Source organism: Aerosakkonema funiforme FACHB-1375 (assembly GCF_014696265.1).
GTDB lineage: Bacteria > Cyanobacteriota > Cyanobacteriia > Cyanobacteriales > Aerosakkonemataceae > Aerosakkonema > Aerosakkonema funiforme_A.
In genome coordinates this window covers 1-25,463 of sequence record NZ_JACJPW010000038.1, presented here as the reverse complement: position 1 = coordinate 25,463, position 25,463 = coordinate 1, and the positions used below count along the sequence as shown (strand labels likewise).

Genomic DNA, 25,463 nt, shown 5'->3' with positions numbered 1-25,463 from the left:
TCAAGTTTTTTGCTGCTGCCAAGATTTATACTTTTCAGTTTCTGCCAAAGCAGGATTGATCCCAAACCAGCGACCGACAGAATCCCGGTATTCAAATATAAACATACTTCGCAGCAAAGTTTGGTATTCTATTTCGCTTCGGATACTGGAAAATTGTACCACTTGCAACAGCAAGTCCCACTCGCTTTCGTCGATCGCCAATAATAAGTCATCCCGATTCCTTGTAATCACAGTTTCCAAGCATTCGCGGGAAATCGGTGGGTCTTCTCGTTGGAGACAGCTATAGAGCAGCCCCAACAAGTTTCGCACATGACCGCCACTGATACGGCACAATCGATCTAAGGTCTGGGGACTGTCGAAAATCTCGGAGATGGCGTTGAGTCGCATATCTCTCTCCAATTCGGGAAATGCTCTAGCGAGTACCAGCTGTCGCAACAGCGCCATCCCGTCCGGACAATCTTGCCCATCTCGCAATTTTACCTGCACCATTGGCAGAACTTTGGGAGCCAAACCACCCCCCAAGCGATTCTTGAGAGTTTCATAATCATTCGAGAAAATTAACGATAAGGGAATGGTGTAAACTACGTGACAATTGAGCTTTTGCAACTGTTCGCCTCTGTCGATAAACAGATACTCCGGTTGCGATCGACCGCTAGCAGTCACAGGTCGCATATCTACCCGATCCAAGTTATCGATAATCACCACCAGTCCTTTTTTGCCGCGCCGCTTCAGTTCCGAGATAGCGCGGGAGAGCAGCTCTTCGTTGATCGATTGCAATATACTATTGGTGCGGGGTTCTAGATATTGCCTTAACTGATGGCGGAGTTTGGGAGCAGCTTGCGTTTTGGCAGTAATCTTGCCGATCCCCAGCGATAGTTCTGCTTGTGCGCCAAGATCGATCGGTGTTTGCAAGAAATCGACCATTTCCTGAAACAGGTTGACAAAGTAGGTGGGTTTGAGCTTAATCCCGATCGCTTCTAAGCTAGCACTGACTTGACGAGCGATCGCCAGCAGGATATCTGTAATATCAACATCCGCCATATCTAAGTCTTGGCTGGATTCAAAGTAAACTACATGAAGTCCTTGCTGTTCCAACTCTGTCCTTAACCGTTGCAGTTCCGTGGACTTACCGCAGCCAATGTGCCCGGTAAATAGCTGGCAAGTTGGTTCATCCGGTGAAATGCGGGTGATGGTTCGTTCTAATTCCTCAATGATCTTGCCACCGCGCACACTGGCAAAATCAATATAATACTGTCGATCCTCCGCATTCCCGACTATAAGCGTTCGGCTGGGATTGCAAGCCTTAAAAAATCTAGGAAAATCTAACATATTGTTTACTCAATGCGATCGCACTCGTCCCTATCCAACACTCCCGACCGTCAACAGAGGAATTACTCTCCAGACAGCTCGCTCAAATATCAAGGATCTCAACCCGCCCATCGAATAAAACGGTGCAGGGAGAGGAAGAAAGGGAAATCAAAGCTCCTCAAATCATTTTTACAGTCCCTTCCGGCTTAAAATCGGGAAGTTAGTCTCCTAAATATTTGCTTAAAACGATTTTTGCCAATTTCGATTCTTTTGTCTTGCGCTACAACGCTTTGCGTGCCAATTGTCAAGGGGTTCCGGATTCTCAGAATTTAACTGGGAAAAATCAGCTGTTATGTATAATAATCGGCGGTTGTCTTTAGGATTTGAAAAAATAGTAAGCAATTTCTCTGGAAGGCTTAAGCACACTCAACTAACCAGTCGCATTACATCACAGATTAGAGGGATATAGCAGAATGACTAGCATCATCGCAGTCTCGCCATCAGACCTGAGCCAACGACGGCAAAGCTTGCGTCGGCTTCGTCGTCGCCAAGTAGTGCATGAAATTTGGCGAACTTTAGCGCTATGCGGTTTAGCAGGAGGCTTAGTCTGGGGAAGCAGCCAACCCGTATGGACAATACAGGAAGCAGAGCAGATAGATATTCAGGGAAATCAACTTCTTTCCGATCGCACGATTCGGTCTTTGTTATCCTTAACCTATCCCCAGTCTTTGCTGCGGATCGAACCGCAAGAGATTGCCGAAAAGCTGGAGTCTAAGCAATCCCTGATTGCGAAAGCAACAGTTACCCGGCAGCTATTTCCACCAGGGTTGACGGTGCAAGTCCAGGAAAGACAGCCAGTAGCGATCGCGCTGAGCGGACACTACGCTAATGTCTGCAAACAAGTTGGGTGCAATTTTTTGGCAGTGGCAAAAGAGGGAAAAAGTCCATCCCAACAATCAACGGTAGGGTTGCTGGATGAAAAGGGTGCCTGGATATCGATCAAAAGTTACACCAGCATAGAAAAATCTTTTCCTTTGCCTACGCTCAAAATCATCGGTTCTCGAGATCGGTATCTGCCATACTGGTCTAAAGTTTATCAAGTAGTTCGTCGCTCACCAGTGAAAGTTTCTGAGATTGACTGGCAAGACCCAGAAAACTTAATCTTGAAAACTGAATTGGGTGTAGTACATATGGGGCCATACAGTTCCCAGTTGGGGGAGCAACTCAAAGTACTCGATCGGATGAGACATTTGTCAGCTAAACTAAATGGACGCCGGATCGATTATATCGACCTCAAAAAACCAGAAGCCCCAGCGATTCAATTGCTAGAACCAGGGAGTTAGGACTACTAGGCCGATAGCTGCTGGCAATAGAGCAACAGCGATCGCCCTGGCAGGCTATTTGAAAAACGCATTGCCATCCTAACTATCCGGCAAGTCATTTAAGATTGGTTTTTCAACCGACTTACCCTATAGTTGACTTGAGCTACCTAAAATTGAAAAGTTGTTTACTAGCTATTTTTGAAAAGCAATGACGCTTAATAATAAACAGGGGCTCGCTTTTAACCGTTCCCAAGCAGAGGGACAACCGGGTTTGGCACCGACTATGGACGCCAACAATCCGTATATGAATTCTGGTTTTCAGTTCGGTCAAGTTCGCGATGCCAAAGGTATGGTTGACGAAACAACTCGAAGTAGCGAAATCGTGCCAAGTCGGGTAGCAAAAATAAAGGTGATCGGTGTAGGCGGTGGCGGTAGCAATGCGGTAAACCGTATGATCGCCAGCGATGTGGCCGGCGTTGAGTTTTGGGCGATCAATACAGATGCCCAAGCTCTGACCTTATCATCTGCCATGAAACGATTGCAAATCGGACAGAAATTGACGCGAGGTTTGGGTGCGGGGGGCAATCCCGCCATCGGTCAAAAAGCCGCAGAAGAATCTCGCGACGAAATCGCCCAAGCTGTAGGCAATTCGGATCTCGTTTTCATCACCGCCGGTATGGGAGGTGGTACGGGTACGGGTGCAGCACCAATCGTGGCAGAAACGGCCAAAGAAGTGGGAGCCTTAACAGTTGGGGTGGTGACCCGACCTTTTCTATTTGAGGGAAGGCGGCGCACGAATCAGGCGGAGGAAGGCATTGCGGCTTTGCAAAGTCGGGTGGATACGCTGATTATCATTCCCAACGATCGCCTCTTATCGGTAATTCCGGAAACAACCCCTGTCCAGGAAGCTTTCCGGGTGGCAGATGATATTCTCCGTCAAGGTGTGCAGGGGATTTCCGATATCATCACGATCCCCGGTTTGGTTAACGTTGACTTTGCCGATGTCAGAGCCATTATGGCCGATGCCGGCTCGGCTTTGATGGGCATTGGTGTAGGATCGGGCAAATCTCGCGCCAGAGAAGCTGCGATCGCCGCCATTTCCTCTCCATTGCTGGAAGCTTCCGTAGATGGAGCCAAAGGTGTGGTGTTTAATATTACGGGTGGCACAGACTTGACTTTGCACGAAGTTAATGCTGCGGCAGAAACTATCTATGAAGTGGTCGATCCCAACGCCAACATTATTTTTGGGGCAGTGATCGACGAACGGCTGCAAGGCGAAATCAGAATTACGGTAATAGCCACGGGGTTTAGCGGCGAGGTGCAAAGCACTCCGCAAGGGCGGGTGGCGAAAGTGCAACCGCAGCGACCGATCGCACCAGCACCAGTTGTTAAACCTACCCCAGCTCCCGAAAGCCAAGAAAAACAATCAGGCGGCTTAGATATCCCAGATTTTCTGCAAAGACGACGCCCCCGAAATACCTAAAAATTAAAAATTAAAAATGAGGGATGCTTCATTTTTAATTTTTGTTTGCGAAAAACTCGGTGTACTCTTATTCTCACTATGACGGCAACAACCGGATCGAGCGTACCCGTAGCTTTGACGATAGCAGGTTCGGATAGCGGTGGCGGTGCGGGAATTCAAGCGGATTTACGAACATTTGCCTTTCACTGCGTCCACGGCACCAGTGCCATAACCTGCGTGACGGCTCAGAATACTTTGGGAGTAACGCGAGTTGACACTCTCCCACCAGAGGCTGTCATCGCCCAAATTGAGGCGGTGGTAGCAGATATTGGGGTGCAAGCTACTAAAACGGGGATGTTGCACAATCGGGAAATCATTGCCGCTGTGGCCGATCGCGCAGAAGTTTTGGGGTTGGATAATTTGGTGGTCGATCCGGTGATGGTTTCCCGGACAGGGGCACAGTTGATTGACAATGATGCGGTAATGTGCTTGCAGTCAAAGCTGATACCCCAAGCAATGTTGGTGACGCCAAATCGATATGAAGCACAAATATTAAGTGGCTTGCCAATTCATACCCTCGATGATATGAGGGCAGCAGCACAGCGCATTCACAAGCTAGGCGCTCAGGCAGTGTTGGTAAAGGGAGGAGGAATGCCGGGAAGTCTGCGCGGTGTGGATATTTGGTTTGATGGAAATCGACTGGAAACTTTGACTGCCGCGATGGTTGATACAAGTAACACTCACGGCACCGGTTGCACTCTGGCAGCAGCGATCGCAGCTAATCTAGCATTGGGTAAAGATTTACGCTCCGCCGTCCGACTGGCAAAGGATTACGTCAGCAACGCCTTGCTATACGCTTTGAGTATCGGTCGAGGTCAAGGCCCGGTAGGACACTTTTTCCCGCTCATACGGAAAAATGGCGATCGATAAAAAAAATTTGGGAATAATGTTGTGAGATTTTCCCGATTTGGATTATTCTGAGGCATAGTTGTTCTACAGGTTGCCTCTGTCTGACGCAATTCTAGGTAAAGCGTCTTACTTCCTCCCCGACCGTTAGGTGCGGGATTTTTCAAACGATCGTGAGCTTTATGACATCTAACTTCAATCCCAAGCAATCGGTGTCCCATACGAGTGCAGGTCATCATCCCCAAGCACCAGGAGCTTACTCACCTTCCGTACCAATTTCGCTCTATCGAGAATTGGCAGCAGAGTTGCAAGCAACTAAGGTGATGTTAGACTCGCTGAACAACCAAAATCAACAGCTATCGCAACACAATCAACAGCTGCGTCGGGAAATTGAAAAGGTTGTTCACGCGGCGCTGCATTTACAGCAAACAGCTGACACATCCACAACCGTTGGCTGGAGTCAGATTCCCCACAGCTATCCCGAAACTCATCCCGAATTAAGGCCCGAACCAACTCGGCCCATCCAGGAAGCGCGTCCCATGCCTCGCCGCCGCAGCTCGGTTCCTCCTGCTACACCTTCGGCGTCTGCGGTTGACACTGCTAATATTTTCGCAGATATGGAGCCCGCCGTTTCTCCGTTTCAAGAAAAAATGGTGATCGAACAGCCGGAAGTCCGCCCTCGTCGCCGTTCCCAGCCAGAAAAAAGCTCTGAGGTGAATGGCTGGTGGTTGACGTTGGCGATCGTTATGATTGTGGTAACGGCGTTCGGTGCCGGTTATTTAATTATGCGTCCGCTATTACCGAAGCGATAAACTGGTAAAAGAGGCGATCGCATTTAGGACTCAGGATCTTTGAGTGCGATCGCGACTCGAAAACCCAGTGCATCCAGTAATTCAATAAAAGTGTAAATTTCGGAAGCATTACTTTCTGTCAGCATTTTGTCGAGCTTTTCATGCAACTGCTTCGCTGAATCTGAAAGTCGATCGCTTTTTGCACAAGACTCAACCACATTTCTAATAGCCTTTCTTAATAATACCGGTTGGTCGCCTCCTTCTGACAGCACCACCACCGGTAAAAGGAATATCTGCCACCCAAAAATCACCCGGTTGGATAGTCGTCATAAAGTCCTTCATCTTCCGGTGCGTAGCCTTTTAAAAAGGCGTCGTGACTGCGCGTAATCGCAGTAGTATTTGTTTTTGGTTGAATAGTGATTATCCAACGTCCTGCTATTTCCCTTTTATCGAGTTGTAAAAATATCTCCTCTGCACTCTCGGCAAGTTCTTCATCTGTTAAAGATGGAAAATCAAAACTGAGAGTGCGCTTGAGAATTTCTGAGGCGATTTGCCTCTTTTCTGATTTACTCAGTAGTTCAAAAGAATTGAGAATATTTTCGACAGAGGCAGTCATAGTTGCGGATTTTCGTCTAAAACATTGTTTTTATGAATTTCCAGCATTGTGAGTAATACCAAATCTGGGTTATTTACCTTCTTTATAGTGTGGAGTGTAGGGGTGAAGCATTGCGGCGATAAGTGTATTCCTGTGACCCAAAGTTTTTCTATCGCAATGCTTCACCCTTCTTAGGGATAAAGGGGATTTTTCTCTCGAATTTGATAGAATTCGCAATTGGATAATTGCATTATAGCTCGTTGTTGGTAATTTGCAATTTTATCGAGAGTTAAAAAATACCCACTGGAAAACCAAGCGCATCCAATAACTATACCAGGTTGTAAATTTCTGCATACTTATTTAATTTCATTGCCAAATTTTGATAGTTTTGTCATTGCTGCCACTAGCTAAAGTTTGCCCATCCGGGCTAAAAGCGACAGATTGAATTGTTTGAATATGTCCGTGAAGATTGCCGAGTTCTTTTCTGGTACTCACTTGCCAGAACTTGATAGTTTTGTCATTGCTGCCACTGGCGAGAATTTGTCCGTCTGGACTGAAAGCAACCGAATTAACATCACCAATATGACCGATGAGGGTGCAAAGTTCTCTCCCGCTACTTACTTGCCACAGCTTGACAGTTCCATCAGCACTACCACTGGCGAGAGTTTGCCCATCTGGGCTGAAAGCAACGGAATGAACTGTGTAAGTATGACCCGTAAGAGTACAAAGTTCTTGCCCAGTAGGTATCCGCCACAATTTGATAGCTACATCACCACTGGCAAGAATCTGTCCATCCGGGCTGAAAGCAAGGGATTTAACGGATTGCATATCACCCTCAAGAGTGCAGAGTTCCTCTTTCGCAATCACCTGCCACAGCTTGATAAGTTTACCGCTACTGCTGGCTAATATCTCCCCATCCGGGCTAAAAGCGACAGATGTAACTAAGTTAAAAATCTTGAAAGTACGAAGTTCTTCTCCCGTACTCACTTGCCATAACTTGATAGTTTTGTACCAGTTGCCACTGGCGAGAATCTGGCCATCGGGACTGAAAGCGACAGACGTAATCCACTGTAAAATAAGGCTAGTCTCCTTGTCATAACCTATGAGGTTGTATAGTTGCTGTCCTGTAGATGTTTGCCATAGTTTGACAGTCCCGTCGTGGCTGCCACTAGCAAGAAGCTGTCCATCTGGGCTGAAAGCGACGCAAAGAACATAGCTGGTATGACCTGTAAGAGTGTAAACGCAACGCATAGAGTCGAAATTTAGCATCTATATGTTATTTCTCTGTCTTCTTACAGGAGAGTGGATTGGGGGATAGGTTTCACACTTTCTCAACCTGACTCTTCATCAACTTTTGCACACTAACTAAAGCCCGATTTAATTCATAATTCCTTCTCTCAGGATTCTGCAAATACGCCTGCTGTTCCTCCTCAATCATTTCTACATCCTGACGCACCAAACCTTCCAGTAAACCTTTAGCTGCATTAAAGCAAATATCTTTTACAAATCGCCGAAACCACACGGGCAATTTGTGCAAACGCCAAAACGCATTCAAGGATGTGAAATGAATCAGATAAGCGCGAGTTTCCGTCTCATTCACCGGACAAGGCAAACAGTAAATCTTAAAATCTTTGCCTAATGTTGAAGCCCAGTGCGGGTAAACATAACTCACATCCAACGGTTCGGGATGCAGACGCCGCAAAGCTGGGAAAAATAATTGCGAAATTGACCATATTTTATCTATTTTATAATAACTTTGGGCTTGATAGTGAGCATCAACGCGGTTATCGTCTTCGTCAATATCCTGAAGCACGGGATTTGCCCAAGCTTGCCAGTCTTGATGCAAATGTCCGTGATACATATCCATTAAATTTTCTATTAAATAGGAATAGTGGGCTTGACAGTGAATAATTGCCACACTACCGATATAATTGAGATGTTCCCATTCCGGTAATCCCATAGGCGAGATAGTTTCAGCTAAAGTTTCATCTCCGGGAAATAGCCAGATGAAACCATCTTTCTCTTGGACGGGATAGCGGCGAATATCACAATTTGGTAACTTTTGATTGGCTGCTAAGTAGGGAACTTCGGCGCATTGACCATCGCCATTAAAACGCCATCCGTGATAAGCACATTCTAAGTTTTCACCGATTACTTTACCGTGACTTAGTTTAACTTGACGATGGGGACATCTATCTTCTAAAGCATGGATTTTGCCTGCACTATCTCGATAAATAACAATTGGTTGATGCCAGAGGGTGACGCCGAGAGGTTCGGTTTTCACCTCTGCGCTGCTGGCGACGACATACCAGTGATTTGGATTGATTCCTAGTTGACGAACATCGCGATTTTGAGTTGTTGGAGAGAGGGAAGTCATAAGGGTAGCAAGTTTGTTGATAGGTTATTTTTTTACCACAGATATCCACAGATAAACACAGATGAACACAGATAGTAGATATAGCCCTACCGTTTTGCGTATGTTATCTGGGTTTATCTGCGTTCATTTGCTTTGCGGTGAAATTTCAAATCTTCAAAACGCCTTCTGGGTTGACGGAAAGTAGGGGACGCCTCTGCAAACCTTCGCGATGTAGGATTTCGTTTGCTGCGAGTAAACCGCTGCTAATTGCGCGTTCCATTAAGCCGCAAGGGAAGGGCATTTTTACCCAATCTCCGGCAAACATTAGGTTGGGAATATTTGTGCTTGTTTGGGGTCGTTCTGCATAACTATTTGGTGGATAACCGGAGAAGTTTTTTTGGTTGACTAATTCGCGGTGTAAGATATTGGCTTCCTTGAGTTCGGGTACGATTTCGTACAGTTCTTGCTGGAAGGTTGCGAGTAATGCTTCCTGAGTGGGAAATTCTTTTTCTTTGTAGCAATAAGCGTGTAACTCGACAACGCTACCCCCGGTTTTTTTCGCCCATGCAATGAATTGTGTTTGAATGCGGTGGTAGAGAGTGATGCTGTCGGTGAGGCGATAACCAGAGAGGGAGGTAAACCAACTTTGTGTCCATTCAAAGTCGCGATCGAACCACAATCTACACACGGCAAACGGGTCTGCTATACTCAATTTGGCTACCTGTGTTTGCACTCGGTTATCTATATCGCCAGTCATTAAACTAAATAAGTGCTGGACTCCCGGCACATCAGCGGCGATGACGTAGTAATCTGCTTTGATAGTTTCCGCAGATGTTTGTTGTGGGGAATTAGTGGCGGCAAGTAATTGCGATCGATCTCCCTGTCGCTGTACAATTTTGTATCTGGGCAAATCTCTTTGTGCTGGCCCTTTGACGACTTTACCGTCAGCGTCGAAAACCGCACCGTGACAGGGACAGTGAAACTCACCATTCGCTTGTTTCTGAACAGTACAACCTTGGTGAGTGCAAGTCAGAGAAATCGCTTCAGTTCCTCCAGACTTAGCGGCAAACACTTCATCGCCAGCACCGAAATATTCCATCTTGTCATCGGCGATAACATCGTTGCGAGTTACCCAAAAAGGAACATCGCTACCGCCATTGCCTTGCTGATAACTAAAGGAAGCAATCTTTCCTTGCGAACAGTTAATTTCTCTAACCGTTGCACCCGTAATAATCTTACCGCCCTTACTTTCAATTGCCCTCGCAATGGGTTGTACCAAACTCGTACCCATATCATCCTTAGTGCCGTTGAAAGCTAAACCTTCCGGATTGCCAAAAAAGTAAAAGTGGAAAAACTGCATTAATTCTCCCACACTCATTTTATCTGGCGCATTCAAACTAGATTTAGCAAAAGGAAGGAAGTACAAGTCATAAAGTCCTCTGGGAAATTCTTTCTCAACCCACTCCGCAACAGATATGTTGTCAAGATTCTGAAAAGTTCGTTCAGTTTGGAAACCAGTAATCGCCCGGAAAACTTGCCAATGTTCCCACTTAGTCAGATTAATCCCCCAAGTCAATCTGTTCGGAGATGCTATTGCTAAATCTACAATATTCCAGGGAAAAGCTGAATGGCTGGGGCGAAATACTTCTGGTTTGTATTTATCTCGATAAACAACCGAATAGAATTTCAAATCTACAAAGTTGTCTTTAATTCCCAGTTCGGTAACTAAACTCTTGAGGTTATAATACTGGGGAAAAAAGCCGTGAAACCCGTGTTCCATCATAAAAGTTTCATCGCCAACTTGGATAGGCCAACTGGCGATTTTGCCTCCCAACTGGGGCGCACGTTCTAAAAGGGTGACGGCGAAACCCCTTTGACTGAGTTCGTAGGCACTGGCTAATCCCGCCAACCCACCTCCAATGACTGCGACACTAATAGGACGATTCAACCAGTGCGGCAAATCTAGGCTATCTTGCTGAAAAACGGTCGGCTGCGGCTTGGAAAAGCGCGAGTATCCGACTATACCGCTGACTGCACCGACACCGAACATCTTAAATAATGTGCGTCGCGAAATGGGCTGCGAAAGCGCGTACCTTGATAATGGATTCATGAACTACTCTGCTGACTCCTCACACGATGAAATACTGGGGCGAAACGCTGGCTGTGGCGCAGCGAATTTTGATTGAATTGTTACGGCGGCGACGCAGCCTGATTTTTTGGTCTATTTTTCCGGTTTCTGTCCTTTTACTTAACGGTTTTATTGTGGCAGAACGCGCCCAACTGTCAATGGCTCAGGCTTTTGAATACGCTGCCCCCACAACGGTGGTGGGTGCGGCGTTGTTTTTTAGCTGCCTGGGTGGTAGTGTAGCAACCGTGGTGTCAGAACGAGAACAGCAAACCCTCAAGCGTCTGTTTATCTCGCCGCTAAGCGGAATTTCCTACTTTCTGGGCATTTTTGTAGCTCACAGCTGCATAGGCATCGGTCAAACTCTCCTAATATACACAATTGCGGCTTTTTGGCAAGCCAAGTTTCAAGGTTCTATCCTCCTGGGAGGAATTATTATTTTACTAAGTATTATCTCGTATGTTGGTGTAGGGTTTGTTCTCGGTACGCAATTTGCGCGTCGCACTGAAGATGTCAATGCTTTGGTGGCGGCTTTTGGTGTGCCTCTGTTAATTTTGGGGGGCGCGTTTGTGCCAAGTTTCGTGTTTCCTAAGACTCTACTGAATCTAGCTAAATTTAACCCAGTTTACCATATGATTCAGGCGTTTTTACAAGTGTCTGATGAGGGAAAAAATTTTGCTGATATTGAGTTTCATTTTTGGTTTTTATATGCTTTTGCTATTGTAATGGTGGGAGCGGGATGGCTGTGCTATCGGCGAATGTTAAGTGTAGAGAGGAGGTTGTGAGTGTATTTTTTTAACGCAAAGAGTCGCAAAGGGAAACGCAAAGGGTCGCAAAGAAGAATTCTTTCTCTGCGTACCTCTGCGAAAACCTCTGCGTACTTTGCGTTAAAATAAAAGGCTCTATAAAAAGTTAGGTTATTAAGTTTTATGCTGCATATTAAGAGGTTAAGTAAGTCTTTTGGGAAGCGACAAGTTCTTCAGGATTTGACGTTGCACGTTCAACTGGGTGAAATTTACGGGTTGTTGGGGCCAAATGGTGCAGGGAAGACTACTACTATCAATATAATATGTAATTTGCTGAAGGAAGATAGGGGAGAAATTACGCTTAATAAGCAACCGATTTCTGAGGCGACTAAATCGCTGATTGGGGTAGCGCCGCAAGATAATTTACTTTACAACAGTCTCACTTGTGCGGAAAATTTGGATTTTTTTGCGCGGATTTACGGGTTATCAGCACAGCAGCGCTGGGAACAGGTACAAGTTTGTTTGGAGGCTGTTAATTTGGTAGATAGGGCTAAGAGTCCGGTGGAAACTCTCAGCGGTGGGATGAAGCGGCGGTTGAATATTGCTGTGGCGTTGGTACATCAGCCGAAGTTGGTGATTTTGGATGAACCGACGACGGGTTTGGATATTGAGGCGCGTTATGAGGTTTGGGAGTTAATTCGGAATCTGAAAAAGCAGGGTATTACTGTTTTGTTGACGACGCATTTGTTGGATGAAGCTGAGCGGCTTTGCGATAAGATTGGTATTATTAAAGGTGGGCGAATTGTGGTTGAGGGGAGTTTGTCTGCGTTGCGAGAATTGATTCCGGCGCAGGAAATTGTTGTGGTGCAAACGCGGGATGAAGAGAGTGCGATCGCACGCGCCAAACAACTCGGCTTTACCCATCGACGCTACGGTAACGATTTGGCTTTCTGGTTGCCAAAACATTTGGAATTGAAGGAAATTATCGCGTGTTTTGATGGGATTGCTGTGGATGCGATCGCGCGATCGCCCGTGCGTTTGGAACATATTTATGTGGAGGTGACACAAGGTTAAAAATTCCGTTCCAGTTCTCCAGCAGAATTTTTATAACAAAACCCCCTATCTCTTTCTGTCGATAGATAACTGCCCTGTGTTTGGTTATTTATTTCAAAGTTTTTCTCACTATATTTACCTTGGATGCTGGTAAATTCTAAGCCAGTAATTTCTTTGATTTTTATAGTCGATCGCACATAAGAGCTTTCTTGTGGATACTTTTGTTCGGTACATCCATCTCTGCTAGGAAAATAACGCACTTCTGAATCATTTTTGTAAAAGTAAAAATAGTCTTCATCTCCCTTTTTATACGACTCATTTAATATAGGCGTATTAGATGTAATTCCTGTAACTTCTTGATTGTGATAACCACTCAAAATTACATATTCAATTTTTATATTCGACTCGTTAATAATATTCCATTTTACAGGCTCATAGGCTGTTAAAACTAGAACTATAGGTGTATCATTTTTAGTAATTTTCAATTCTACCATTCCTTGTTTATGTTCGCGAAAACGCCTGGGTATATCGTAATAACCTTCATAGACTCCAATTGCATGAACTTGGGCATTTTCAGATATTTTTGTACTAATGTCATCAAATCTAGTATGTAAATTTAGGTTGGGAGGTAGGTCAGGATTTTCTGCCATATTGGGAAGCGGGGTCTGCGGTTGAATGGCAGTTTGACTAATAGCAGTGTCAAAGTTAGTACATACTATAAGACCAGTCAACGTTGTTGCGATCGCTACTTTTACAGATGCAATTCCAGAGATTTTGAAATTTCTGCCAAAGTACATCCGAAAACCTCCCACTTAACTGAATGGCTATTAAGGAGATTATGCCAGATTTGGAAGGATGCGACTCTCTCCCCTACTCCCCTCTCCTGCGAGACGAGGGGGGAAATACCACATATTACTCCCTCTTCCCTGGTAGGAAAGGGGGCTGGGGGATTAGGTTTTTTATCGCGAACAGGACATTTATGCTATATAATAAAATTAAACAATTGCGAATTACCAACAATGCTAGAAATTCATAAAAACATTGTTTTAGATGAAAATCAGCAACCGATCGCCGTCCTAATTCCCATTGCTGAATTTGAAAAGATTGAGGAAATTATCGAAGATTACGGTTTGGCAAAGTTAATGGAAGAATCTGAGAATAAAGAACGGCTTTCCAAGCCAGAAGCTTTAAAGTATTATCAATCTTTGAAACAGCATCATGTGGAAAGTTGAATACACTAGGAGATTCTTGAAAGAACTTGCTGCTTTGCCAGCAGATATCCAAAACCGGGTCGAACCTATTGTGTTTCAAGAATTGGAATCAGAGAATCCTTTTGAGTTAGGATATCTGCAAAAGCTGAAAGGTTATAACGATAAATATAAGATTCGCGTAGGTAACTATAGAATTGGTATTACGGTTGAGCAAGAGACAAATACATTAATTTGCGAAAGAATTGCTCACCGAAAAGAGATTTACAAGATTTTTCCTTGAAGTGCTTGACCTCTCCCCCCTACCCCCCTCTGCGGCGAGGCGAGGGATGAATACCAAATACAGGTGCTTGCAGCCGCGTAAGATACAAAGAAACCGGGTTAAGATTCACGCAATTGAAAATCGCCACATATCATAGAATGTAACCACAGAGAGATGACGGATTATGATCTGCTGCCTCAACCCCGATTGCCAGAAACCTTTGAATCCTGATGGGACAAAGTTTTGCCAAAGTTGTGGCTCAAAACTGGTGCTTCTGCTGAGAAACCGCTATCGTGTTATCCAACCAATTGGTAGGGGAGGATTTGGACGCACCTATTTAGCTGAAGATGTAGATAAATTAAAAGAACGCTGTATCGTTAAGCAATTTGCACCGCAACTGCAAGGAACTGGCGCACTGCAAAAGGCGATCGAATTATTCCAAGAAGAGGCAAAGCGACTGCAAGAACTGGGAGAACATCCGCAAATTCCGACTCTGTTAGCCTACTTTGAAGAAGACAAATATTTATATTTATTGCAACAGTTTATTGAAGGTCAGGATTTGTCGAAAGAGTTGGCACAGCAAGGAGCGTTTAGCGAACAAAAAATTTGGCTACTTTTAAATAGTTTACTGCCAGCTTTTAAGTTTATTCACGAACGCCAAGTAATTCATCGAGATATCAAACCGGAAAATATTATTCGCCGCACTAACAACGGTCAGTTGGTTTTAGTTGATTTTGGTGCGGCTAAGTTCGCAACTGGAACTGCTTTGCAAAAAACGGGCACGGTGATTGGCACTCCGGGTTATGTTGCGCCCGAACAAAATGCGGGTAAAGTAGGTTTTGGTAGCGATATTTATAGTTTGGGAGTTACCTGTATTTGTCTGCTAACTGGAAGCGATCCTTTTCAATTATTTGATGTTGATGAAGGTGTTTGGATGTGGCGAGAGAAGTTAAATAGTCCAGTTAGTGATTCGCTCGGTCAAATCCTAGATAAAATGTTGGAACTTGCCCCGAAGCGACGTTATCAATCAGCTGATGAGGTACTCTACGCGCTGAATCCTAATACGGTTGTGTCCAAGCGCAATCAAACGTCTTCATCAACATTTCAAACTCAGAATTACAGGTGTTTGCGAACTTTAACTGGACATTCAAATTGGGTTACATCTATTGCTATCAGTGCTGATGGACAAACTCTTGCGAGTGCTAGTTTTGATGGTACTATCAAAATTTGGAATATCGATAGCGGTCAACTGCTTCGCACTCTGTCTGATAAGAAATCGGGTGCAGTTTTATCAGTGGCGATTAGTCCCGATAGGCAGACTCTTGCTGCTGGTTGTGAGGATGGCAAAATTAGGGTTTGGAACTTTACAAATGGTCAACTTCTTCGCACCATTGGTAATTGGACAATATATAAGCATTTAGGACGTGTAAATTCTGTAGCCTTTAATTTTGACGGACAGTTTATTGCTAGCCTTTGTAAAGCTGATGGTCAGATCAAAACTTGGAATACGAATACGGGTAAATATGTGGATTTTTTATCTGGTGCAGAAGGGATAAATACTATTGCTTTAAGTCCTGATGGTAAGAGCATAGCTGGTGGCAATCAGAACACAAAAATTAAGATTTGGAAACAAGGATTTTTTGGAACATTCCTCAGTCGATTAGGGATTAGTTCTAATCTTTCTGGACATTCAGGAAGCGTTCGTTCTGTTGCTTTCAATCATAACGGAAAAACCATTGCTAGTGGCAGCGAAGACAAAACAATCAGACTGTGGGATATAAGCACTAAAGAATGTATTTGGGAAATACCTGGACAGCATTCTGCCTCAGTTGATACTGTTGCTTTCAGTCCTGATGGAAAAATTATTGCTAGTGGTAGTGCAGATAAAACAATCAAACTATGGAGTATAGAAGACCCTATAAAAAATATTGGTACTCTCACTGGTCATTCTGGTGCAGTTAATTCTGTTGCTTTCACTCCTGACGGTCGAATTCTCGCCAGTGGCAGTTTTGATAATACAATTAAAATTTGGCAGGTGTGTGTTTAAATTCTGCTATCAGGTAGTAGAGTGCGTCAGAAGTTCAGATTTTCCAGCATCGATTTATCACCGAAGTCTGACGCATCTTACAACAGAACAAGGGTTTTATAATAGGTATAAAATGAAATCATGGAAGCAACACCAAGGGAAATTCGACGTTACATTACGCCAGATGGCAGAATACCTTTCTTAGAGTGGTACTATTCGCTGCGCGATCGCAAAACTCAATATAAAATAGACGCAAGGCTTGAACGAGTTGAACTAGGCAATTTAGGTGACTGTCGTTCTGTTGGTGAAGGCGTTTATGAATTGAGAATCAACTATAGCCCAGGCTATCGGATCTACTTTGGACAAATAGGATCGACAATTGTACTTCTCCTTTGCGGGGGAGATAAAAGCACCCAAGAAGAAGATATCAACAAAGCTAAGGAGTATTGGGAAGAGTATGAAAAGCGTGAAAATGCCAACTAGCGATAGCTACCGGGAGTTTTTAATTGAATGTCTGAAAGATCCAGAACACGCTGCTGGCTACATTGAAGCTATTTTAGAAGAAAAAGACCCCGAACCGGAACTACTGCGAAACGCGGTTAGAAAGGTAATTGAGGCTTGTGCAAAAAGCGATCGCCTTTCAGATTCAGCGAAACAGTTGCATGAAAAACTCGATAAAATACTAACAGAAAGTAATGCTGCTGAAATTTATACTTTTATTGAATTGATGGATAAGCTGGGTTTTCGAGTTGCGATTTTACCGAAAGAAACTGAAACATAATATATGGCAACAGATGAATTTCCGATCGGACAAATTCTAACAGCAGTATCAATACTAGAAGATAAAGAATTTTCTAGCAATGAACTCTGCCTTGATAAAATCCAATTATTCTTTCAAGATACTACAGTTACCTTGCTACCAATTGCCGATACTGATGAAATAGAAATAATTCAGGAAACCGCTAGCACGCATTCTGCGGAAAATACACCATCTTGGTGTCAGTCTTTACTTGGTAAAAAGTTGACGACAGTTTGGATATGCGAAAACGATCGAGGTTATCGAGATCTAGTGATTTTCGCTTTTGAGTACCTGCATCCCAGCATTGCCTTTGTTGCTGAGTGTTCAGTTCTGAATGTTTTTCGTTACGAAGCAATATACCGTGTAAAATCTGAAACTCAGTTGCAGCACAGCCAAGTTGACGCGCCATCCCCTACCACATCATAACCCTAGAACCGTCAAATCGCGATAAACTGTTCTAGCTAGACAACTCAATCCTCGGTTATGCCATCCTTTTTATTAGAAGTCGGTACAGAAGAACTCCCTGCCAGCTTTGTGGGTAGCGCCATCCAACAATGGCAAAGTCTTATTCCCAAAAGCCTTTCGGAACAATACTTGACAAGTGAGGCAATTAATGTATATGGAACTCCCCGCCGTTTGGCTGTGCTGATTGAAGGTTTGCCAGCACAGCAACCCGATCGCGTCGAAGAAATCAAAGGCCCACCCGCATCGGCGGCGTTCAAGGATGGACAACCGACCAAGGCGGCGGAAGGTTTTGCCCGCAAGCAGGGTGTCGCTTTGTCGGCGTTGGAAGTGCGCCCGACGGATAAGGGCGATTTTGTGTTTGTCAAACAAAGCATTCCCGGACGCGCTACGGCTGATATTTTGAAGGAATTGATTCCCCAGTGGATTTTTAAGTTGGAAGGTAAGCGTTTTATGCGCTGGGGGGATGGAGATGTTAAGTTTTCCCGTCCTATAGTTTGGTTGGTGACATTATTAGATGATGCGGTGTTGCCAGTGGAAATTGAGAATGGATCGGAGATAATTAAGAGCGATCGCATCTCCCACACCCATCGGGTTTTACATCCCGAACCAGTTACAATTAAGAGCGCTACAGATTATGTATCTACTCTCCGTTCCGGTTTCGTAGAAGTCGATGCGGAACTGAGAAAAGTCAGAATTAAAGAGCAAGTTGAAGCAGTTGCCAAAATCCAAAGCGGCTATGCAGAAATCTATCCGGATTTATTAGCAGAAGTCACCAACTTGGTAGAATGGCCTACTGCTGTGATGGGGAAATTTGATGATGATTTTTTGAGTTTACCGCCGGAAGTAACTACCACGGTGATGGTAACTCACCAGCGCTATTTCCCCCTATTCAAAACAGCAGAAGCAAAAGAATTATTGCCCAATTTTATTACCATTTCTAACGGCGATCCTGCGAAATCAGATCTGATCGCCGCAGGTAACGGGCGGGTAGTGCGGGCGCGGTTAGCCGACGGCCAATATTTCTACAAATCCGATTTGGCTAAACCATTAGAAAGTTACGTTCCCCAACTGGAAAAAGTCACATTTCAAGATGAATTGGGAACGATGCAGGCCAAAGTCGATCGCATCGTCAAAATAGCCGGAAAAATTGCAGAACAACTGCAATTAAATGCAGAAAATAGCAAAAATATCCAACGCGCCGCCTTCCTGTGCAAAGCTGACCTCGTTACCCAAATGGTAGGCGAATTCCCGGAATTGCAAGGTGTCATGGGGCAAAAATATGCAGCCGCTAGCGGGGAAACCGAAGCTGTAGCAACGGCGATTTTTGAACATTATTTGCCGCGAGGTGCAGGCGATAAATTACCGGAAACTATTACAGGTCAAGTTGTCGGTTTGGCAGATAGACTCGATACCTTGGTGAGCATTTTCGGGTTGGGAATGTTGCCCACAGGTTCGGCAGATCCTTTCGCCTTGCGTCGTGCAGCTAATGCGGTAGTGAATATCACTTGGACGGCAGAATTACCGCTGAATTTGCAGGAGTTACTAGAACAAATTGTCGCTGATTTTGTTGCAGCTTATCCCAAAACAAAATCGGGCGAATTATTGCCACAATTACAGGAGTTTTTCCTGCAACGGATACGAACTTTACTGCAAGACGATCGCACCATAGATTACGACTTAGTAAATGCCGTTTTGGGAGAAAACGATCCTGAATATACGGAACGCGCCTTAAAAGATTTATTGGATGTGCGAAATCGCGCTATTTTCCTACAAGAAATCCGCAACAACGGCAAACTTTTGGAAATCTACGAAACTGTCAACCGTTCTACTCGTCTCGCCGCACAAGGAGATTTGGATAAGCAACAATTGGAACCCACCGAGGTTGTGCGATCGAACTTATTTGAGAAAGCATCAGAACAAGCATTTTATGATGCGATCGTCCAACTTGTTCCCCAAACTAAAGCATCGCAAGAACAGCGCAATTATCAACAGTTGGTAGATGCGTTAAGCGAAATTACCCCCAAAGTCAGCACATTTTTTGATGGCCCAGAAAGTGTGTTAGTAATGGATGAAAATTTGGAAGTCAGGCGCAATCGTTTGAATCTGTTGGGATTGCTGCGAAATCATGCGCGAGTGCTGGCAGATTTCGGCCCGATCGTGAAAAGTTAAAGCTAATAAGCTTAAATAAACCGGGTTTCTTCGGTTTAGAAATCAGAAACCCGATTTCTCTCCGCACATACCTTTTAAGTGAGGACAAAGGGAATGAAGGAATTAGAACTAATCCGCAACTCGGCACAACAATCGGCGCGATCGTATTGGAGTTCTGCCATATCATTAATATTGGTATTGTTCGTGATGATAATATCCTGTATAACGAGTACGGGATTCGGCAATCCATTAGGAATGGTTTTTGCGCTCATAAGTTTGTCGATCGTCTACGCGATAAGCTTGCTGCAAACGATCCGCCTTTTCTGTAGAGGAATCGCACGCTTGGAGGAAAGAATTGCCGATTTAGAAAGACGCATTCTTTAAAACCGACAAAAACAGATTTAAAATTTTACCTTTTTATCCCGATCGAGTACGATAAAGATGGCAAAATCAGGTAAAAGTTAACACACTAAACTATGCCTAACGCGCACATCATTGGTTTGGGGAGATCGGGAATTGCAGCTGCAAGACTGTTGAAACGGGAAGGTTGGGATGTGACGCTAAGCGATTCTGCCAGCGCGGAAAGCTTGGCTTCGCGCCACACCTCCGAAATATTCCAACAACAGCAACAACAACTTACCGACAATGGAATTACCGTCAAACTTGGTTATTCTTTTACGCCGGAAGGCGAAGATTTACCCCAGCTAATTGTTGTCAGTCCCGGCGTACCTTGGGATATTCCCGCCTTACTTCGCGCCAGAGAATTAGGCATAGAAACAATTGGCGAAATTGAACTAGCGTGGCGTCGTTTGCAAACTTGTCCTTGGGTTGGTATTACTGGTACAAACGGTAAAACGACAACTACAGCTTTAATTGCTGCAATCTTTCAAGCGGCTGGATTTAATGCTCCCGCTTGCGGTAATATCGGCTATGCTGCTTGCGAATTAGCGCTATCGGAGACGCCGCCAGATTGGGTAATTGCCGAAATTAGCAGCTATCAAATTGAATCATCGCGCTTGCTTGCGCCGCGTATTGGCGTTTGGACTACTTTCACGCCGGATCACCTCAGTCGTCACAAAACCTTAGAAAATTACTTCAATATTAAGGCGAAGTTACTAAATCAATCGCAGTTCCAAGTATTCAACGGTGACGATCCGTATCTGAGAGAAAATGCACCCGATCGCTTTGCCAATGCTTACTGGACAAGTGTGAAAGGTAAAGCGGAATTAATTGCCGATCGCGGTTTTTATATTGAAGATGGTTGGGTGGTCGATCGCGGCGATCGCATAGTGGAAACCTCATCATTAAAAATGGTAGGAGAACACAATCTGCAAAACCTATTAATGGCAGTTGCGGCTGCGAGATTAGCAGGAATTGAAAAAAATGCGATCGCGCAAGCAATCGCCAACTTTCCCGGCGTTCCCCATCGCCTCGAACACATCTGCACTTGGCAAGGAATTGATTTTATTAACGACAGCAAAGCCACCAACTATGACGCTGCTGAAGTTGGATTAAACTCAGTAAATGCTCCCGCTATCCTCATCGCTGGTGGCGAAGCCAAAGCAGGTGACGATACAGGTTGGATGAACAAAATTCAAGCAAAAGCCGCCGCAGTTTTACTCATCGGTGATGCAGCACCTGCCTTCGCCAAACGACTCGAAGAAATTGGTTATTCCCATTATCAAATCGTGGAAACTATGGCACGCGCCGTACCCAGAGCCGCTGAATTAGCCAAACAACATCAAGCCAAAGTTGTCCTGCTTTCACCCGCCTGCGCCAGCTTCGATCAGTACCAGAACTTCGAGCAACGAGGCGACGATTTTCGCCACCTATGTCTGGAATTTCAGGAACGAAATTCTGCTGATTGATTTGCCAAACTAACAAAAGGTAAAAGAGAAAAAACCATTAGTTTTAAAACAAATTTAATATAAGGGGTTTCTTTTACCTTTTTTAATTTTTACTTGTTAAACTGCTTCACTTGCAAATTCTTTTATTTGCAGCTGCGTACAGGGAATTTTATCTGATAAAATTGCACTGGTGAGCTTGCCTGTATGGATTTCTAACTGAGCATCTGGAGGCGCTTCAAATAAGAGGCGTTGCCCTGGAAAAACAACCCGCTCAAAATACCAATTAGGAATATTTGAGATCCGCGCAATTTGGATCTGACTGCTACTATTTATATAGCAGCAGAAAATGCGATCGGAGCTATCGGAAGGAAGAGAATCGAGGATTTGAGCCATAACTAACAGATTGCTTTTTTGATGATGACGGTTTTTAATGAATGTTAATGTGCGTAGTTTTACTATATACTAGACGCAGCTAAGTCACCACGCCAAAAGTCATGAAAAAGTGACACTATAAGTTATACCAATCTCTCCTGCACCCGCATATTATGCCCGGAGCGCGATCGCAAAACTGAAGCCCAGCTTCATTTTTACCCCGCTCTCCGCCTCTGTTTCCCTTTCCACCCAAACAAGTTCTACATTGCAGGAAATTATATTAACCTGTCTAGCGTTCGGGTGCTTTAAGCTGGTGCGATTTTCCGTAATAACACCGATCCCAAAACCTACCAACGATACTTTAGGAGTAGGGGTAAAATCGACAAGAAAAGGCCCAAGTTAACCAGTGCCTCCCGGATGGGTATCTGCGCGATCGCCATACTGAGAAAAACTCCTCCGATGAATTGATCTCAAAAAATATATCGATCGCCTTTAGAAAACAAAACTTAAAAGGCAAAAGTAAAAAAAGAAATTACACCTTTTCTTTTGCCTTCTTACTCTTAGTTTTCTACTTTTTTTATTCCCTGCGTTCCTGATAATCTTCAGAAGAAGAAGGATCTAACTCCCAGCGTCGATCGTCGCGCTCATCTAAAATTTCTGTAGTCCGCAGAAAAGCCCTGTCGTCCATCTCCAGCCCTACAGCAGCTCCCAACTCATCAACAATATCTCGATCGGGAGTAGCAACCGTTCCACCAACCGCCTCCTCACCAACCATACTCGCTTGTTCCCAAGCCGCATCCACATCACCCCCACTCAGTTGCGGGCTAGTCGATGTATACAGCTTCTCTTCATCGCGCAATCTTCGCGTACCGATGTTGTATCCCGGTTCTGTCTTCACACCCGTTCCGTAGGATTCCGTAATTTCCTGCGGCAGATCTAAAACCATCGGTTCGTCGTTTATATCCAGTACTTTTTTATCTGCTTTGTCAGCCATAAGAATCACTCCATCTGCTTTTCCAGCATAATTTCTGGCAACAAAATCGATGTCTTGCTTTAGAGCGAAACCGATCTATCTCTTTTGAATGAACAAGGAAGCCGCAAAAAATCTCAAATCTCAAATCTCAAATCGAATGCCGCTCCTGATAATCTTCCGAAGAAGTTGGATCTAATTCCCAACGGCGATCGTCACGCTCCTCTATAATTTCTACTGTATGCAGAAAAGCCATATCATCTATCTCTAATCCCACAGCTGCCCCCAATTGATCGACAATATTCTGATCGGGAGTAGCAGCAGTTCCACCAACAGCTTCCTCACCTGTTGAGTCGGCTTGTTCCCAAGCAGCATCCACATCACCCCCAGATAATTTTGGACTGGTGGAAGTATACAGCCTCAACACCTGCATGAAAATGTAAGCGCCAAAACATCCTGGCACCTTGGGAATATCTGTATCCACGGTTATATTCTCCTGCGGCTGAGCCTGCAAAGAAGGCCGAGCGGCTGTATTTGTGGCAGCTTTTTTATCTGCTGAGTTAGTTATATAGGAATTACGCAAAGTGTCTAAATGTAGGGTCAATTCATGAATTGACCCTACTACATATAATGATTTTTTCAACTGCCTGCGTAAGTACCGTTACATTAATAACTCTTTCTGTTTCTCCAGTTTAAATACGATAAGAAAAACCGATCTATCACTTTAGAGCGAAATTTTTTTATCACTTTGGAACGACGAGATTGCAGTCCTGTCATGCCTAACCTGGAGAAGAGATCGAACGACATCTAACAGGTGTTGTTAAGCGCAGACATTCATTTCTGAGGATGCCATGAACCGCGACGAGTTCATTAAACACGTTCAAAGTATAGCTCAGGTCGGTTCGCGTGAAGAGGCAGAGCGTGCTATTCGCGCCACCCTAGAAACGATCCGCGATCGCATCGTAGGCGATGAAGCAAAAGATTTAGCTTCACAACTGCCATCTGAGTTTAAACAGTTTTTGCAAGGTAGAGAGGGAGAGAACGGTCAGCACTTGTCTCTGCAAGAATTCTATCAGCGCGTCAGCGAAAAAGAATGTGTAGACCCGGTTACAGCAGCGACTCACGCCCACGCTGTTTTCTCGGTGTTAAACTCAGCAATTACGCCCGGTGAATTTGCCGATCTTCGCGCTAATTTTTCTGACGATTACAGCGATTTACTGCCAGCCCCAAGCCCAACATCAGAGGTAATCTCAGGGACAGGTATGTAGAACAATGGCAGATTGGAAAAAACTTCAATTTGCCATCACAAGTTTGAAATTTCAAATAATTTGAGGAAATTGCATGACACATCACAATAATCACGGTAGCAATAAACGAGTTGCAATTTTAATAGAAACAGGCGTTGAAGATGCGGAATTTCAAGTGCCTTACAAAGCCCTACAAATGGCGGGATTCGATGTAGTTGTACTTGGCTCCCGCATGAACAGCACCTATGTGGGCAAACAGGGCAAACTTTCCATGCAACCCGATGCAACAACCACGGAAGCACGTCCTGAAGAATTCGATGCAGTCGTTATTCCTGGCGGTTTGGCTCCTGACACGATGCGTACCAACCCCAATACGGTGAAATTCGTGCAGGATGCAATGAATCGAGGAAAACTGATTGCTGCTGTTTGCCACGGGCCACAAGTTTTGATTGAAGGCGATCTGCTCAAAGGCAAAAACGCCACCGGCTTTATATCGATTCGCAAGGATATGATTAACGCTGGTGCTAACTATATTGATGAGCCGCTTGTTGTCGATGGCAATTTAATTACATCCCGTCGTCCAGGAGATTTGGCAATTTTTACAACAGCAATTCTCAGCCGCCTCGGTTATGGCGGGAAAGAAGTCGATCTGCCAAATGAAAATGATGTCACAGCAGAATGGTGGAAAATTGCCAACGCTTGGGGTGGCTCGACTAAGGGCGATATTGTTAAAGCTTTGAATACCGCGCTAGCAGGCGAACGTTATTCGAGCGAAGCTTTTCAGCAGTACGTGGAAAAGTCATCCGATCGCGAAATCAAAGCCCTTCTCGAAGATACGATCGCTAACAAAAAACAACACATTCAAATGCTGGAAGAACGGCTGAATACACTGGGCGAAAAACCATCAATACCCGCCCAAGCAGCTGACACTTACGCCAAACTAAAAACTTCCCTACAAGGTAGCGATGAAATGGCAATGCTGCGTCGCGCACTCGGCGATATCCAAACGGCTGTTGTTGACACTTTCCAACTTCGCAATCAGTTAACCGACCCGGTGACAACTGAAATATTCAGCCAAATCGAAATCGATCACGCTAAATACGAACAACATTTCGCGCAACTCTACCGTAATCGGTTGGGATCGGAAATTGCTAAACCCGCCAAACCTACCACCGCGCCAGCTGTCGGTGTGTAAGAAAGGGGTTAGGGGTTAGGGAAGAGGGAAGAGGGGAAAGGGAAAAAGGGAAAAGGGGGAAAGGGGAAAAGGGAAAAGATTTATTCTCCCACTCCCAATACTGCTCGGTTAAGCATTTTTTGACATGGAGGGGCGAAGCATTTGGACAGAAAATCTAGGGTTTGAGACGATAGATTGTCGCCCAAATGCTTCGCCCCTACCCAAAACCCGAGCAGTATTGCTCCCGCTCCCCCACTCCCCCACTCCCCCACTCCCCCACT

25 protein-coding genes and 2 pseudogenes are annotated in these 25,463 nt (G+C 44.7%); 16 read left to right on the top strand and 11 right to left on the bottom strand.

What is annotated here, in order from left to right:
• Complete coding sequence (locus tag H6G03_RS15860; protein WP_190465338.1) at positions 1 to 1,329, bottom strand: P-loop NTPase fold protein; 1,329 nt, start codon at positions 1,327 to 1,329, stop codon at positions 1 to 3.
• Positions 1,330 to 1,781: 452 nt separating this feature from the next.
• Here H6G03_RS15860 and H6G03_RS15855 point away from each other — a divergent pair, with 452 nt between their 5' ends.
• From H6G03_RS15855 to H6G03_RS15840, 4 genes are all read left to right on the top strand, one after another.
• Positions 1,782 to 2,651, top strand: a complete 870-nt coding sequence (locus H6G03_RS15855) for a cell division protein FtsQ/DivIB (protein WP_190465337.1) — start codon at positions 1,782 to 1,784, stop codon at positions 2,649 to 2,651.
• A 187-nt stretch (positions 2,652 to 2,838) separates the two neighbouring features.
• Positions 2,839 to 4,113, top strand: coding sequence for a cell division protein FtsZ (gene ftsZ / locus H6G03_RS15850; RefSeq protein ID WP_190465336.1), 1,275 nt, complete (start codon positions 2,839 to 2,841; stop codon positions 4,111 to 4,113).
• A gap of 78 nt (positions 4,114 to 4,191) precedes the next feature.
• Entirely contained in the window at positions 4,192 to 5,022 is an 831-nt protein-coding gene (gene thiD / locus H6G03_RS15845; RefSeq protein WP_190465335.1) for a bifunctional hydroxymethylpyrimidine kinase/phosphomethylpyrimidine kinase, read from the top strand.
• A 158-nt stretch (positions 5,023 to 5,180) separates the two neighbouring features.
• Positions 5,181 to 5,810 (top strand): hypothetical protein, encoded by a 630-nt coding sequence (locus H6G03_RS15840; protein ID WP_199315313.1) that lies wholly within the window; start codon positions 5,181 to 5,183, stop codon positions 5,808 to 5,810.
• A gap of 23 nt (positions 5,811 to 5,833) precedes the next feature.
• Here H6G03_RS15840 and H6G03_RS15835 read toward each other — a convergent pair whose 3' ends face one another.
• The 5 genes and pseudogenes from H6G03_RS15835 to H6G03_RS15815 all read right to left on the bottom strand — a co-directional run bounded on the left by H6G03_RS15835 (position 5,834) and on the right by H6G03_RS15815 (position 10,850).
• Positions 5,834 to 6,007 carry a hypothetical protein gene (locus H6G03_RS15835; RefSeq protein ID WP_206756634.1) on the bottom strand — a complete coding sequence of 58 codons (174 nt, stop codon included), beginning with the start codon at positions 6,005 to 6,007 and terminating at the stop codon, positions 5,834 to 5,836.
• 89 nt (positions 6,008 to 6,096) lie between these two features.
• Entirely contained in the window at positions 6,097 to 6,405 is a 309-nt protein-coding gene (locus tag H6G03_RS15830) for a hypothetical protein (RefSeq protein WP_199315322.1), read from the bottom strand.
• Between the two features lie 345 nt (positions 6,406 to 6,750).
• A pseudogene (locus H6G03_RS15825) lies at positions 6,751 to 7,626 on the bottom strand (WD40 repeat domain-containing protein); the annotation flags it as partial.
• A 79-nt stretch (positions 7,627 to 7,705) separates the two neighbouring features.
• Positions 7,706 to 8,761: an aromatic ring-hydroxylating dioxygenase subunit alpha gene (locus H6G03_RS15820; protein WP_190465332.1), complete on the bottom strand. Its 1,056-nt coding sequence runs from the start codon at positions 8,759 to 8,761 to the stop codon at positions 7,706 to 7,708.
• A 145-nt stretch (positions 8,762 to 8,906) separates the two neighbouring features.
• Positions 8,907 to 10,850, bottom strand: coding sequence for an FAD-dependent oxidoreductase (locus H6G03_RS15815; RefSeq protein ID WP_190465331.1), 1,944 nt, complete (start codon positions 10,848 to 10,850; stop codon positions 8,907 to 8,909).
• Between the two features lie 26 nt (positions 10,851 to 10,876).
• Between H6G03_RS15815 and H6G03_RS15810 the strand changes: the two genes are divergently transcribed.
• Together H6G03_RS15810 and H6G03_RS15805 are read left to right on the top strand one after the other, a co-directional pair.
• Positions 10,877 to 11,650 carry an ABC transporter permease gene (locus H6G03_RS15810; RefSeq protein ID WP_190465330.1) on the top strand — a complete coding sequence of 258 codons (774 nt, stop codon included), beginning with the start codon at positions 10,877 to 10,879 and terminating at the stop codon, positions 11,648 to 11,650.
• A 144-nt stretch (positions 11,651 to 11,794) separates the two neighbouring features.
• The gene (locus tag H6G03_RS15805) at positions 11,795 to 12,685 is read left to right on the top strand and encodes an ABC transporter ATP-binding protein (protein ID WP_190465329.1); all 891 of its coding nucleotides are present in this window, start codon (positions 11,795 to 11,797) and stop codon (positions 12,683 to 12,685) included.
• Here the strand turns inward: H6G03_RS15805 and H6G03_RS15800 are convergent.
• The gene (locus H6G03_RS15800) at positions 12,682 to 13,461 is read right to left on the bottom strand and encodes a hypothetical protein (protein ID WP_190465328.1); all 780 of its coding nucleotides are present in this window, start codon (positions 13,459 to 13,461) and stop codon (positions 12,682 to 12,684) included. The two genes, H6G03_RS15805 and H6G03_RS15800, sit on opposite strands and share 4 nt — an antisense overlap.
• 222 nt (positions 13,462 to 13,683) lie before the next feature.
• Here H6G03_RS15800 and H6G03_RS15795 point away from each other — a divergent pair, with 222 nt between their 5' ends.
• The 7 genes from H6G03_RS15795 to glyS all read left to right on the top strand — a co-directional run bounded on the left by H6G03_RS15795 (position 13,684) and on the right by glyS (position 19,593).
• A complete protein-coding gene (locus tag H6G03_RS15795; protein WP_190465327.1) occupies positions 13,684 to 13,896 on the top strand; it encodes a hypothetical protein in 213 nt (70 codons plus the stop codon).
• On the top strand, positions 13,883 to 14,155 hold the full coding sequence (locus tag H6G03_RS15790) for a type II toxin-antitoxin system RelE family toxin (protein ID WP_190465326.1): 273 nt from the start codon (positions 13,883 to 13,885) through the stop codon (positions 14,153 to 14,155). The genes H6G03_RS15795 and H6G03_RS15790 overlap by 14 nt, the downstream gene beginning before the upstream one ends.
• Positions 14,156 to 14,318: 163 nt before the next feature.
• On the top strand, positions 14,319 to 16,181 hold the full coding sequence (locus H6G03_RS15785; RefSeq protein WP_190465325.1) for a serine/threonine-protein kinase: 1,863 nt from the start codon (positions 14,319 to 14,321) through the stop codon (positions 16,179 to 16,181).
• A gap of 120 nt (positions 16,182 to 16,301) precedes the next feature.
• The gene (locus H6G03_RS15780; protein ID WP_190465324.1) at positions 16,302 to 16,643 is read left to right on the top strand and encodes a type II toxin-antitoxin system RelE/ParE family toxin; all 342 of its coding nucleotides are present in this window, start codon (positions 16,302 to 16,304) and stop codon (positions 16,641 to 16,643) included.
• A complete protein-coding gene (locus H6G03_RS15775) occupies positions 16,633 to 16,941 on the top strand; it encodes a helix-turn-helix domain-containing transcriptional regulator (protein WP_242060409.1) in 309 nt (102 codons plus the stop codon). The genes H6G03_RS15780 and H6G03_RS15775 overlap by 11 nt, the downstream gene beginning before the upstream one ends.
• Positions 16,942 to 16,944: 3 nt before the next feature.
• Positions 16,945 to 17,385, top strand: coding sequence for a DUF6334 family protein (locus H6G03_RS15770; RefSeq protein ID WP_190465322.1), 441 nt, complete (start codon positions 16,945 to 16,947; stop codon positions 17,383 to 17,385).
• Positions 17,386 to 17,442: 57 nt separating this feature from the next.
• The gene (glyS, locus tag H6G03_RS15765; protein ID WP_190465321.1) at positions 17,443 to 19,593 is read left to right on the top strand and encodes a glycine--tRNA ligase subunit beta; all 2,151 of its coding nucleotides are present in this window, start codon (positions 17,443 to 17,445) and stop codon (positions 19,591 to 19,593) included.
• A 74-nt stretch (positions 19,594 to 19,667) separates the two neighbouring features.
• Here the strand turns inward: glyS and H6G03_RS15760 are convergent, their stop codons facing one another.
• Positions 19,668 to 19,844 carry a hypothetical protein gene (locus H6G03_RS15760; protein WP_190465320.1) on the bottom strand — a complete coding sequence of 59 codons (177 nt, stop codon included), beginning with the start codon at positions 19,842 to 19,844 and terminating at the stop codon, positions 19,668 to 19,670.
• A gap of 204 nt (positions 19,845 to 20,048) precedes the next feature.
• Here H6G03_RS15760 and murD point away from each other — a divergent pair, with 204 nt between their 5' ends.
• Positions 20,049 to 21,440 (top strand): UDP-N-acetylmuramoyl-L-alanine--D-glutamate ligase, encoded by a 1,392-nt coding sequence (gene murD, locus H6G03_RS15755; protein WP_190465319.1) that lies wholly within the window; start codon positions 20,049 to 20,051, stop codon positions 21,438 to 21,440.
• 117 nt (positions 21,441 to 21,557) lie between these two features.
• Here murD and H6G03_RS15750 read toward each other — a convergent pair.
• The 3 genes and pseudogenes from H6G03_RS15750 to H6G03_RS15740 form a co-directional block, all read right to left on the bottom strand.
• Positions 21,558 to 21,812 (bottom strand): annotated as a pseudogene (locus H6G03_RS15750) (DUF1830 domain-containing protein); the annotation flags it as partial.
• A gap of 556 nt (positions 21,813 to 22,368) precedes the next feature.
• Positions 22,369 to 22,785 carry a DUF6335 family protein gene (locus H6G03_RS15745; RefSeq protein ID WP_190465317.1) on the bottom strand — a complete coding sequence of 139 codons (417 nt, stop codon included), beginning with the start codon at positions 22,783 to 22,785 and terminating at the stop codon, positions 22,369 to 22,371.
• 127 nt (positions 22,786 to 22,912) lie between these two features.
• Complete coding sequence (locus H6G03_RS15740) at positions 22,913 to 23,233, bottom strand: DUF6335 family protein (protein ID WP_456057572.1); 321 nt, start codon at positions 23,231 to 23,233, stop codon at positions 22,913 to 22,915.
• Between the two features lie 379 nt (positions 23,234 to 23,612).
• Between H6G03_RS15740 and H6G03_RS15735 the strand changes: the two genes are divergently transcribed.
• Together H6G03_RS15735 and H6G03_RS15730 are read left to right on the top strand one after the other, a co-directional pair.
• On the top strand, positions 23,613 to 24,029 hold the full coding sequence (locus H6G03_RS15735; protein ID WP_190465316.1) for a DUF2267 domain-containing protein: 417 nt from the start codon (positions 23,613 to 23,615) through the stop codon (positions 24,027 to 24,029).
• 73 nt (positions 24,030 to 24,102) lie between these two features.
• Entirely contained in the window at positions 24,103 to 25,203 is a 1,101-nt protein-coding gene (locus H6G03_RS15730; protein ID WP_190465315.1) for a DJ-1/PfpI/YhbO family deglycase/protease, read from the top strand.
• Positions 25,204 to 25,463 lie beyond the last annotated feature (260 nt).

Excerpts from the sequence above, each read along its gene's own strand:
- H6G03_RS15860 (WP_190465338.1), bottom strand. The coding sequence starts at position 1,329 with ATGTTAGATTTTCCTAGATTTTTTAAGGCTTGCAATCCCAGCCGAACG.
- H6G03_RS15855 (WP_190465337.1), top strand. The coding sequence starts at position 1,782 with ATGACTAGCATCATCGCAGTCTCGCCATCAGACCTGAGCCAACGACGG.
- ftsZ (WP_190465336.1), top strand. The coding sequence starts at position 2,839 with ATGACGCTTAATAATAAACAGGGGCTCGCTTTTAACCGTTCCCAAGCA.
- thiD (WP_190465335.1), top strand. The coding sequence starts at position 4,192 with ATGACGGCAACAACCGGATCGAGCGTACCCGTAGCTTTGACGATAGCA.
- H6G03_RS15840 (WP_199315313.1), top strand. The coding sequence starts at position 5,181 with ATGACATCTAACTTCAATCCCAAGCAATCGGTGTCCCATACGAGTGCA.
- H6G03_RS15830 (WP_199315322.1), bottom strand. The coding sequence starts at position 6,405 with ATGACTGCCTCTGTCGAAAATATTCTCAATTCTTTTGAACTACTGAGT.
- H6G03_RS15820 (WP_190465332.1), bottom strand. The coding sequence starts at position 8,761 with ATGACTTCCCTCTCTCCAACAACTCAAAATCGCGATGTTCGTCAACTA.
- H6G03_RS15815 (WP_190465331.1), bottom strand. The coding sequence starts at position 10,850 with ATGAATCCATTATCAAGGTACGCGCTTTCGCAGCCCATTTCGCGACGC.
- H6G03_RS15810 (WP_190465330.1), top strand. The coding sequence starts at position 10,877 with ATGAAATACTGGGGCGAAACGCTGGCTGTGGCGCAGCGAATTTTGATT.
- H6G03_RS15805 (WP_190465329.1), top strand. The coding sequence starts at position 11,795 with ATGCTGCATATTAAGAGGTTAAGTAAGTCTTTTGGGAAGCGACAAGTT.
- H6G03_RS15800 (WP_190465328.1), bottom strand. The coding sequence starts at position 13,461 with ATGTACTTTGGCAGAAATTTCAAAATCTCTGGAATTGCATCTGTAAAA.
- H6G03_RS15795 (WP_190465327.1), top strand. The coding sequence starts at position 13,684 with ATGCTAGAAATTCATAAAAACATTGTTTTAGATGAAAATCAGCAACCG.
- H6G03_RS15790 (WP_190465326.1), top strand. The coding sequence starts at position 13,883 with ATGTGGAAAGTTGAATACACTAGGAGATTCTTGAAAGAACTTGCTGCT.
- H6G03_RS15785 (WP_190465325.1), top strand. The coding sequence starts at position 14,319 with ATGATCTGCTGCCTCAACCCCGATTGCCAGAAACCTTTGAATCCTGAT.
- H6G03_RS15780 (WP_190465324.1), top strand. The coding sequence starts at position 16,302 with ATGGAAGCAACACCAAGGGAAATTCGACGTTACATTACGCCAGATGGC.
- H6G03_RS15775 (WP_242060409.1), top strand. The coding sequence starts at position 16,633 with ATGCCAACTAGCGATAGCTACCGGGAGTTTTTAATTGAATGTCTGAAA.
- H6G03_RS15770 (WP_190465322.1), top strand. The coding sequence starts at position 16,945 with ATGGCAACAGATGAATTTCCGATCGGACAAATTCTAACAGCAGTATCA.
- glyS (WP_190465321.1), top strand. The coding sequence starts at position 17,443 with ATGCCATCCTTTTTATTAGAAGTCGGTACAGAAGAACTCCCTGCCAGC.
- H6G03_RS15760 (WP_190465320.1), bottom strand. The coding sequence starts at position 19,844 with ATGAGCGCAAAAACCATTCCTAATGGATTGCCGAATCCCGTACTCGTT.
- murD (WP_190465319.1), top strand. The coding sequence starts at position 20,049 with ATGCCTAACGCGCACATCATTGGTTTGGGGAGATCGGGAATTGCAGCT.
- H6G03_RS15745 (WP_190465317.1), bottom strand. The coding sequence starts at position 22,785 with ATGGCTGACAAAGCAGATAAAAAAGTACTGGATATAAACGACGAACCG.
- H6G03_RS15735 (WP_190465316.1), top strand. The coding sequence starts at position 23,613 with ATGAACCGCGACGAGTTCATTAAACACGTTCAAAGTATAGCTCAGGTC.
- H6G03_RS15730 (WP_190465315.1), top strand. The coding sequence starts at position 24,103 with ATGACACATCACAATAATCACGGTAGCAATAAACGAGTTGCAATTTTA.